This window comes from Pseudarthrobacter sp. rb, from assembly GCF_056389225.1.
In genome coordinates this window covers 62,960-68,959 of the sequence record NZ_JBWJAR010000016.1, presented here as the reverse complement: position 1 = coordinate 68,959, position 6,000 = coordinate 62,960, and the positions used below count along the sequence as shown (strand labels likewise).

The 6,000-nt window shown below is 65.8% G+C and carries 8 protein-coding genes; 5 read left to right on the top strand and 3 right to left on the bottom strand.

From position 1 onward, the window contains the following. Window positions 1-589 (bottom strand): LGFP repeat-containing protein (locus ACWRN3_RS18120; RefSeq protein WP_476741492.1); only part of this gene is annotated, 589 nt, incomplete at its 3' end. A gap of 133 nt (window positions 590-722) precedes the next feature. Continuing rightward, window positions 723-1,592, bottom strand: coding sequence for an Fpg/Nei family DNA glycosylase (locus ACWRN3_RS18115; RefSeq protein WP_476741491.1), 870 nt, complete (start codon window positions 1,590-1,592; stop codon window positions 723-725). A 167-nt stretch (window positions 1,593-1,759) separates the two neighbouring features. Between ACWRN3_RS18115 and gcvH the strand changes: the two genes are divergently transcribed. The 5 genes from gcvH (at window position 1,760) to ACWRN3_RS18090 (ending at window position 4,851) form a co-directional block, all read left to right on the top strand. Further along, complete coding sequence (gene gcvH, locus ACWRN3_RS18110) at window positions 1,760-2,146, top strand: glycine cleavage system protein GcvH (protein ID WP_255175126.1); 387 nt, start codon at window positions 1,760-1,762, stop codon at window positions 2,144-2,146. A gap of 158 nt (window positions 2,147-2,304) precedes the next feature. Then, window positions 2,305-2,781, top strand: coding sequence for an FHA domain-containing protein (locus ACWRN3_RS18105; protein WP_476741490.1), 477 nt, complete (start codon window positions 2,305-2,307; stop codon window positions 2,779-2,781). 23 nt (window positions 2,782-2,804) lie between these two features. After that, window positions 2,805-3,521, top strand: coding sequence for a transcriptional regulator FtsR (ftsR, locus tag ACWRN3_RS18100; protein WP_476741489.1), 717 nt, complete (start codon window positions 2,805-2,807; stop codon window positions 3,519-3,521). Beyond that, window positions 3,521-4,024: a bifunctional nuclease family protein gene (locus ACWRN3_RS18095; RefSeq protein WP_056331728.1), complete on the top strand. Its 504-nt coding sequence runs from the start codon at window positions 3,521-3,523 to the stop codon at window positions 4,022-4,024. Before ftsR ends, ACWRN3_RS18095 begins: the two co-directional genes overlap by 1 nt. Window positions 4,025-4,257: 233 nt before the next feature. Then, window positions 4,258-4,851: a MerR family transcriptional regulator gene (locus ACWRN3_RS18090; protein WP_018763528.1), complete on the top strand. Its 594-nt coding sequence runs from the start codon at window positions 4,258-4,260 to the stop codon at window positions 4,849-4,851. Between the two features lie 100 nt (window positions 4,852-4,951). Here the strand turns inward: ACWRN3_RS18090 and ACWRN3_RS18085 are convergent, their stop codons facing one another. Then, entirely contained in the window at window positions 4,952-5,770 is an 819-nt protein-coding gene (locus tag ACWRN3_RS18085; RefSeq protein ID WP_476741488.1) for a ParA family protein, read from the bottom strand. Window positions 5,771-6,000: the final 230 nt, after the last annotated feature.

The window sequence follows — 6,000 nt, the reverse complement described above, 5'->3', positions numbered from 1 at the left end:
CTCCGGCGAAGTCGTTGTACCGGCCAGCGGCGCCGGGGGTGCCGGTCTCGTCGGTGAGTGGGAAGCCCAGGAAGCCGGCGGGGCCGCCGAGGGCGAGGTAGTGTCCGCGGATCGCCCCGCTTACGTCCTTGGCGCCGGTGCCGGGGCTCCAGTAGATGGTCCCTCCGGCGAAGTCGTTGTACCGGCCAGCGGCGCCGGGAGTGCCGGTCTCGTCGGTGAGTGGGAAGCCCAGGAAGCCCGCGGGGCCGCCGAGGGCGAGGTAGTGTCCGCGGATCGCCCCGCTTACCTCCCAGGCTCCGGTGCCGGGGCTCCAGTAGATCGTGCCGCCGCTGTAGTCCTGGGCGCGGCCCCCAGCGATGTCGTAGGGGCTGCCGACGGGCGTGCCGAGGAACGATGCGGCACCGCCGAGCTGCTCGTAGTGCTGAATGATCGCGTCGTCGCCAACCTGCTGGACCGCCATCGACGCCGGAAGGCTCCGCTGCACGCCTACCACTGATGCCGCGGGTGGTCCCAGGGCCGTACCCCCGGGGCCACCGCCGAGGGCGAGGACCAAGGCCACTCCGAGGACCGCGGGTTGAGACAGGCGCATTTTGACCCCTTCATGCTGATCGAGACATGCGAGCCTTGGTCAAGACGCTACGATTCAGGAGCATGCGCGGGTAGGACCGGAAGTCCCGAATCTTCCCGGGCAGGCAGCGTGACGCCCCGGGTGCCGGATCTTCCTACTTCAGGAACTTCGAGGTCCGCCGGTCAGCCAGGATCTTGCCCTTGGTCTGGCATGTGGGGCAGTACTGCAGTGCGGTGTCCGCAAACGACACTTCGCGGACGGTGTCACCGCAGACCGGGCAGGGCTGGCCGGCCCGGGCGTGGACCCTCATATGGCTGCGCTTGACGTCCTTGAGATCCTTTGGCGGCTTGCCGGCCGCCTCCGCGAGTGCTTCGCCCAGCACGCTGTGGATGGCGTCGTACAGAACCTGCACAGTCTCTCGGTCCAGGGATTTCGCGATGGCGAACGGCGAGATGCGGGCCGCGTGCAGGATCTCGTCGCTGTAAGCGTTGCCGATCCCCGCGATAACGCTCTGGCTGCGCAGGAGGCCCTTGATCTGCTGCGAACTGCCGGCGAGGATCTCAGCCAACATGCCGGCGTCGAACGCCTCCGTGAAAGGGTCCGGGCCCAGCGCGGCGATGCCTGGCACCTGCTGCGGATCACGCACTACGTAGACAGCCAGGCTCTTTTTGGTGCCCGCTTCCGTCAGGTCCAGTCCGCGCGGGCCATCCGGCCCGGAGAATGCGCCCCGGACCGCGATGAGGCCCTTGCCCATCCGGAGCTGGCTGTCGGCGGGAGAATCGGTGAAACGCACCCACCCGGCCCGTGCCAGGTGGAAAACCAGGGAAATGCCGTCGGTGTCGATGCTGATGAACTTCCCGAACCGCCGGACACCGGACACGGTGCGGCCCTCGATGGCGTTATAGGGAGGATCGGCTGTCTTGAGCACGGCGAAGGAGACAACCTGCAGTTTGGTGACCACGCAGCCGCGCAGCTGTTCATCAAGGAACGCGGCCAGGCCTGCGACTTCCGGCAGTTCCGGCATGACCTACCCGACCTTCCCCGAGGATGCTGCACCGGTGCTTGCACTCATGGGTTCCATCTTGTCAGAAAGGCCCGTGCCGGCCCCGGCAGTTATGCCTATACTTTCAGCGGCGGCCCGATTTTCGGGCCCCTTGTGACATTGGCGCGTACCCTGATGAAAGGCCCCCCATGAGCAACATTCCCGAAGACCTGTCCTACACCGCCGAACACGAGTGGGTCACCGCCCCGAATACCGACGGCGTGGTCCGCGTGGGAATCACGGATTTTGCCCAGGACGCGCTCGGAGATGTCGTCTACGCCCAGATGCCCGAGGTCGGCACGAAGATTACGGCAAACGAAGTGGTGGGTGAAGTCGAGTCCACCAAGAGCGTGAGCGACATTTACGCACCGGTTTCCGGCGAAGTGGTGGCCCGCAACGACTCCCTGGACAGCGATTCGGCCCTGATCAACACCGATCCCTACGGCGACGGCTGGCTCATCGAGATCAAACTGGCCGAACCTGACGCCGTTGAGTCTTTGCTCAGTGCATCGGAGTACGAACAACAGGTAGGCTAAAGCTAACCGGTATTTCCGGTCCGGCCCCGGGTCGCGGGCATGGCGTCTGCGCACGTCAGAGCCCGGATCGGGAGCCGGCGCCGGACCTGCCGGACAGGACCGGCGAGTAAACCGTTGGTTGCGGGTTGAGTGCCCGCAACGTCTAAGAGGAGGAATCCATGGCTGGCCACAGACACAACCCTGCCGATGGGGAATACGGCACGGGTGCGGCTAGGTCGTCGGAGACCACCTCGATCCATCTCACCCCCGTCACTGACGAACCCATCCTCGCCCCCAAGCTGTCCTCGGAAGAGCGCAATTCGGTGGAGGCCCTGCCTGCCGGCTCGGCGCTGCTCGTTGCCCACAGCGGCCCGAACGCCGGTGCCCGGTTCCTGCTGGATTCGGATGTGACCACCGCGGGGCGCCACCCGGACGCCGACATCTTCCTGGACGACGTCACGGTATCGCGGCGCCACGTGGAGTTCCGGCGCACCGCCCGCAGCTTCGAAGTGGTGGACAAGAACAGCCTCAATGGTACGTACGTCAACCATGACCGCGTGGACAGCGTGGAGCTGAAGTCCGGCAGCGAAGTCCAGATCGGCAAGTTCCGCCTCACCTTCTACCTGAGTCCTGCCACGGCTGCAGGCCGCAGCTGAACCGGGGACCGCTGCCTGTGGCAATGGCACAACCGGAACGCCGGGGCCCCCAGGTCCTGAACATTGGTGAAGTCCTCGCCCAGCTGAGCGCCGACTTCCCTGGCATGACCGCGTCGAAGATCCGCTTCCTTGAGGAAAAGGGACTGATCAACCCGCGGCGCACCCCTGCCGGCTACCGGCAGTATTCCGACGGCGACGTGGAGCGGCTGCGGTTCGTGCTGGCCCTGCAGCGGGACCAGTACTTGCCCCTGAAAGTGATCAAGGACTACCTTGACGCCATCGACAGGGGAGAGCGGCCGGAAAACGTGCCGCCCGGCGTCGTGGTTTCCCCCCGCATCGTCTCCGATGAACTTGCTGCCGAGCTGCAGAACCGTGGCCGCAAGCTGAGCGAGGAGCAGCTCCGTACCGAGTCCGGCGCCAGCGTACCCCTGCTGCAGTCCCTGCTGAGCTTCGGCCTCATCAGCCACAGCAACGGCCAGTTCGACGAGCACGCCCTCCAGGTGGCCCGCGCCTGCGTCCAGCTGGAAAGCCACGGCCTGGAACCACGCCACCTGAGGCCCTTCCAGGCAGCAGCCGAACGGGAATTCGGCCTGGTGGAACGCGCTGTCGCGCCCCTTGCCTCACGCAAGGACTCGGCATCCCAGGCACGCGCGGCAGAGGCGGCCCGCGAGATCAGCGATCTTTGCCTCACCCTGCACCGGGCCCTGGTGCAGGACCACATCTCACGCATGGACATCTGATGATCGAAGTCGAGATTGTAGGCGTTCGCATCGAACTGCCTTCCAACCAGCCGCTGGTCCTGCTCAAAGAGATGCACGGCGAACGCCACGTCCCCATCTGGATCGGCACCCCTGAAGCCAGCGCCATCGCCCTGGCCCAGCAGGGCGTGGTCCCGCCCCGGCCCATGACCCACGATCTCCTGGTGGACGTGGTGGAGTCGCTGGGCCACTCCGTGGTCAGCGTCAACATTGTTGCCGTGGAGGACAACATCTTCTACGGGCAGCTGCAGTTCGAAAACGGCACCACCGTGAGCTCCCGCGCCTCGGACGCGCTTGCGGTCGCGCTTCGCGCCAAGTGCCGGATCTGGTGTGCCGATTCCGTAATGGACGAGGCAGGCGTCCGCATCACGGAGCACGACGAGGGAGAAGACGCCGAGCCGGGCCCCACCGTGGACGAGGAGCGCGAACTGCGGCGCTTCCGTGAATTCCTGGATGACGTGGAACCAGAGGACTTCGACGGCTAAGGTCACGTTAAGGTTAAAGTTAAGGCTGAAAGTTTCGACACGCCTCTTTGAAGCCCCGTAGGTCTTTGACCTCGGGACCCGCCGGGCCTAACGTCGAAGTATCAAGTTCCCTTGCTTACGGCAGCCGCGCAAGTCACACTGGAAAGTGCGCCCCGCGGAGAAATTACACCCATGGTCTTCATGCCAAGGCTGCTGTATCAGTTCCGGGGGAGCGTAAGACAAGGAGGATCCAGGTGAGTCCCAAAGGCGAAGCAGGCGGGCTTAAACAGCCCACGGCTGGTGTTGCTGTGCCCGTGAGCGGTGCCCAAGGCCTCCTGTTCACCGAAGACCTGCCGGTACTGGACGAGGACGCCGGCTACCGGGGCCCCACTGCCTGCAAGGCCGCAGGCATCACCTACCGCCAGCTCGATTACTGGGCCCGCACCGGCCTTGTTGAACCGGCCGTCCGCGGCGCCGCCGGCTCAGGCTCGCAGCGGCTCTACGGATTCCGCGACATCCTGGTCCTCAAGGTGGTCAAAAGGCTCCTGGACACCGGAGTTTCCCTCCAGCAGATCCGCACCGCCGTGGAACACCTGCGGGAGCGCGGCGTTGAGGACCTGGCACAGATTACGCTCATGAGCGACGGCGCCAGCGTCTACGAGTGCACGTCCGCCGATGAGGTCATTGACCTGGTGCAGGGCGGCCAGGGCGTGTTCGGCATCGCAGTGGGACGCGTATGGCGCGAGGTCGAGGGCAGCCTCGCATCGCTGCCCAGCGAGCACGCCGCCGAACAGTCCTTTCCGGACGACGAACTGAGCAAGCGCCGGGCAGCGCGGAAGATCAGCTGACCCGCCCGCATCCATACGAATCAGGGGCCGCCCTCCAGCTGGAGGGCGGCCCCTGATTCGTTTAGGCGCAGTGGTTCCCGTGCCCTGCAGAGCGTCCCGGTCAGCGGGCGCGGCTGCGGAGCCCGCTGCCGGCCGCCATCAGGCTGGACAGCAGGTCGTCAAACAAGCCGGCCGCGGACTTCGCCGAATCACCCGGCCAATGGTGGACGGGGTGGGCTGCGCCCTGGATCTGCTGCCAGTTGGCCTGCTCGGGAATACGCGGGCTCAGCAGGAGTTCGCCGAACATGGACTCCATCTCCGCAAGCCGGTAGGTGTGCTCGGAGGAGCCGCTCCGGACCCGGTTGGCCACGATTCCCGCCGGTGAAAGATTGGGCGCAAACTCCTGCTTGAACAGCTGGATGGCCCGCATGGTGCGTTCGGTGCCGGCAACCGAGAACAGGCCCGGCTCGGCAACCAGGGCCACCTTGTCGCTCGCCGCCCAGGCCATGCGCGTCAGGCCATTGAGGGAGGGCGGGCAGTCAACCAGGACCAGCTGGTAGTCCGCAGCTCCGGCAAGTACGGCGGAAAGCCGCCGGAGATCGCGGCGGCCAAGGTCCGGCCGGTCGTAGATACCGGTGTAGGCAGAGCCGACGGCCACATCCAGGACCGCGGGCCCGGAACCGTTGGAAGGGGCACGGTCAGCCCAGCTGCTCCGCACCACGTTCTCTGCCAGTTTCGCCCTGCGCGGGCTCTTCAGCATCCTGCCGATATCCAGCTGGTCACCCGGCTGCACGCCAAGGGCGGTGGTGGCGTCGGCGTGCGGATCCAGGTCCACCACCAGCGTGCGGACTCCTGCGGCCAGCGCCGCAGACGCCAATCCTGTGGTGACGGAAGTCTTGCCGACTCCACCCTTGAGGCTGCTGATGCTGACTACTTGCACTTGAGAGACCAAAACCTAACGCCGGATGCCGTGTTGGGGGTAATGTTTGCCTCGGCAGAGCCGAAGCCGGACGGTCCTGCCGCCCTACTCATCATATGTTGATGCGTCGGCGAATCCTGCTTTATCGGGCGTCGGCATGGCACCGACTGTGCTGCCGGGGCGGTTTCGGCCAGCCTGGCTGAAAGCGTTCGGGACATGACGGGAAAATCTGTGACCGTGGCCACAAAGAT

Coding starts and splice junctions, on each gene's coding strand:
- ACWRN3_RS18115 (WP_476741491.1), bottom strand. CDS start 1,592: ATGCCGGAACTGCCGGAAGTCGCAGGCCTGGCCGCGTTCCTTGATGAA.
- gcvH (WP_255175126.1), top strand. CDS start 1,760: ATGAGCAACATTCCCGAAGACCTGTCCTACACCGCCGAACACGAGTGG.
- ACWRN3_RS18105 (WP_476741490.1), top strand. CDS start 2,305: ATGGCTGGCCACAGACACAACCCTGCCGATGGGGAATACGGCACGGGT.
- ftsR (WP_476741489.1), top strand. CDS start 2,805: ATGGCACAACCGGAACGCCGGGGCCCCCAGGTCCTGAACATTGGTGAA.
- ACWRN3_RS18095 (WP_056331728.1), top strand. CDS start 3,521: ATGATCGAAGTCGAGATTGTAGGCGTTCGCATCGAACTGCCTTCCAAC.